The organism is Aliivibrio sp. SR45-2 (assembly GCF_963890165.1).
GTDB classification, from domain to species: Bacteria; Pseudomonadota; Gammaproteobacteria; order Enterobacterales; family Vibrionaceae; genus Aliivibrio; species Aliivibrio salmonicida.
This window is the reverse complement of record NZ_CAWPRC010000031.1, coordinates 1-2,347: the sequence shown is the minus strand read 5'-3', so window position 1 is coordinate 2,347 and position 2,347 is coordinate 1. Positions and strand designations below refer to the sequence as shown.

Annotated in this window: 4 protein-coding genes and 1 pseudogene; all 5 read left to right on the top strand. The window is 33.8% G+C overall.

The features are described from left to right. On the top strand, nucleotides 1–286 hold a 286-nt coding region (locus AACV33_RS01515; RefSeq protein WP_182700690.1), incomplete at its 5' end, for a GNAT family N-acetyltransferase. A 91-nt stretch (nucleotides 287–377) separates the two neighbouring features. Next, nucleotides 378–476, top strand: a pseudogene (locus AACV33_RS01510) (DMT family protein); the annotation flags it as partial. A 120-nt stretch (nucleotides 477–596) separates the two neighbouring features. After that, nucleotides 597–1,130 carry an outer membrane beta-barrel protein gene (locus tag AACV33_RS01505; RefSeq protein ID WP_241802896.1) on the top strand — a complete coding sequence of 178 codons (534 nt, stop codon included), beginning with the start codon at nucleotides 597–599 and terminating at the stop codon, nucleotides 1,128–1,130. A gap of 162 nt (nucleotides 1,131–1,292) precedes the next feature. Then, a complete protein-coding gene (locus AACV33_RS01500; protein WP_017022277.1) occupies nucleotides 1,293–1,685 on the top strand; it encodes a hypothetical protein in 393 nt (130 codons plus the stop codon). A gap of 195 nt (nucleotides 1,686–1,880) precedes the next feature. Next, entirely contained in the window at nucleotides 1,881–2,126 is a 246-nt protein-coding gene (locus tag AACV33_RS21495) for a DUF6868 family protein (protein WP_017022278.1), read from the top strand. Nucleotides 2,127–2,347 lie beyond the last annotated feature (221 nt).

Here is a 2,347-nt window from a genome sequence, read left to right as displayed (position 1 = left end):
AAATGAGAGTGGTGAAGGCATGGGTTTTACTCAACTTTATCACGGCTTCTCATCAGTATCAGCGGCTAGAGTATGGGTATTAAATGATTTGTATGTTGCACCTGAGTTTAGGAATAATGGCGTAGCAAAACAGTTAATGAATGCAGCAAAAGAGTTGGCTTTAGTGGATAACGTAAAAGGGTTATCGTTAGAGACAGCAGAAGATAATATAAACGCTCAGAAGCTTTATGAATCTCTAGGCTATGTTAGAGAATTAGGAACGTATCATTACTTCTTGAAGCTATAGGCATCAATGTAAGCATTGACTTTGATAATCAAATCTTTAAATTAAAAAATTCTTGGTTATCAGCAGTATAACTAAATGCAGCAATATTTTAATGACCTTTGCATGATACGCCCACTTAAAAGAACTCAATAATAAACCGTGGATAATTACGGCCTTAATCCGTTGGGGTATCGCCTTGTTTGAATACATACCTTACGATAAGTGAAGTATTAATTTAGCATATTCTTACGAGAACCCGTCTGGATATGCTATATCTTCGTTTTTGGTCGATAAGTACACTGCGGCTTCAATTTTTGTATGGAATAAAACAGTGTATAAAATACTCCCATTGCTTGTAACCGTATGTTCATTTTCAACATTTGCAGAAGAAACAAATACGCCATATCAAGATGTATATGTTGCGGCAGGTTATTCCTCACATGAAATATCAGATAAAACTGGTGATGCGTTTGATGGGTATTTTGGCGCTAGAAACATCTATGCGAACTCTTTTTTCGTTGGTGGCGAAGTTGAAGGGAAAATAATTAAAAATTCATCGCTTAAAGATTCAACTGGCTTTAAAGAGAAGTATGCATTTTCAGCTAATATTCCTTTAGGGAAGAGATTTGAGTTGTCTGATGCTATCGATCTTGATGCCTATGGGTTAATCGGCTATTCAATGTTAAAGACAGAACCATCAATGGATGACTCCTCGTACGGCTTCAAATACGGTGCAGGGGTGGATCTTAATATGACGGATTGGTTTATTGGTGTTCGTTACACTACTGTCGATTTACATTCTGATGTGGATCAAAAAGACATTTCATTACTCGTTGGCTATAAACTTCATTCACTGTTTAATTAATACAATTATTGAGTTGTGCTGAAAATGCAGTAGTGGCATCAAGAAAGCTCGTTATTTGTTTACCGAGCTTTTCTCGTTTTAATGCAATAAATTAAAATCAATTTTTACAATAATAAATGCATTGTATTGGTGTCTGTTTTCGTTCTGGCTGGGGGCTTCATTATGTGGAAATTATGGTTTTGGATTGAGTTGTTTTTTGTCGTATTTTCAATGGTATATTCAATTAAAAATGGCGACGACTTCAGTGCCTTACCCTCTTTTATGATTGGGGTACTGGCTGCTTCCTATGGTTATGCATATCAAAAAGCGATTTGGGAGCGTGGGGTATGGAAAGTACTATTTATTTTTCAGGTATGTATGACATTTCCTTTGTTGATGCTTACTTTTTACAGCATGAGTTTTGTTGATACTCATTTTATATCAAATTGGTTAATTGCTATTGGTTTTATGATGTTTTTAGTTTTGCTTATTCTTCCAACCTATAAATATGGATATTGTTCCAATGAGTTATGGAGAAATGCACAAATCAAAGAGGATGAAAATCAAGGTAGATGAATCGTTACCTGATGATTTATTATTACCAATGATCCGAATGGAATAATAATGCTGTTCGGATTTTTTGTATAAAGCATAAAATTATTTACTATACTTGGCATTCTCAGTTTGCCGAGTATTTCTCGTTTTAAATCATCAATCTTAGGTATAGTAGTAAGTCTGTTATGTAGGGTTAAACATAAGGATAATTAATTTATGACTAACATTAATGACATCACCGTATTTTTTGGTTGGTGCTCCGTAATAAATATGGGGTTTTTAGTTTTTGCTGCGTTATTTCTTACTTTATTTAACGATTTTATTATTAACGTCCACAGTAAAATACTTGGCATCTCTTCATCAGAACTTCCTTCATTGTATTTTAAATATTTGGCTAACTATAAAATTGGAATTCTAATCTTTAATCTAGTGCCATACATCGCTTTAAAATTAATGGTTTAAAACGAAATTTAACCATAAATACATCAACATAATTTACAACCTTCGGTCGTGCTAACTTACCGAGTACTTCTGTTTTTTTAGTGTCAATGTTAGGCATGTTTGAATAGGTATAAGTGCGTAATATACAGGTCAGTTGTCATTGGAGAAATAGTATTGAAAAAGTTTGTATGGCTTATTGCCTTTCTCATTGTAGGGTGCAGTGATGTTATGGATAATTATTA

Bases quoted from the DNA above. Each gene is read 5' to 3' on its own strand.
- AACV33_RS21495 (WP_017022278.1), top strand. From the start codon at position 1,881: ATGACTAACATTAATGACATCACCGTATTTTTTGGTTGGTGCTCCGTA.
- AACV33_RS01500 (WP_017022277.1), top strand. From the start codon at position 1,293: ATGTGGAAATTATGGTTTTGGATTGAGTTGTTTTTTGTCGTATTTTCA.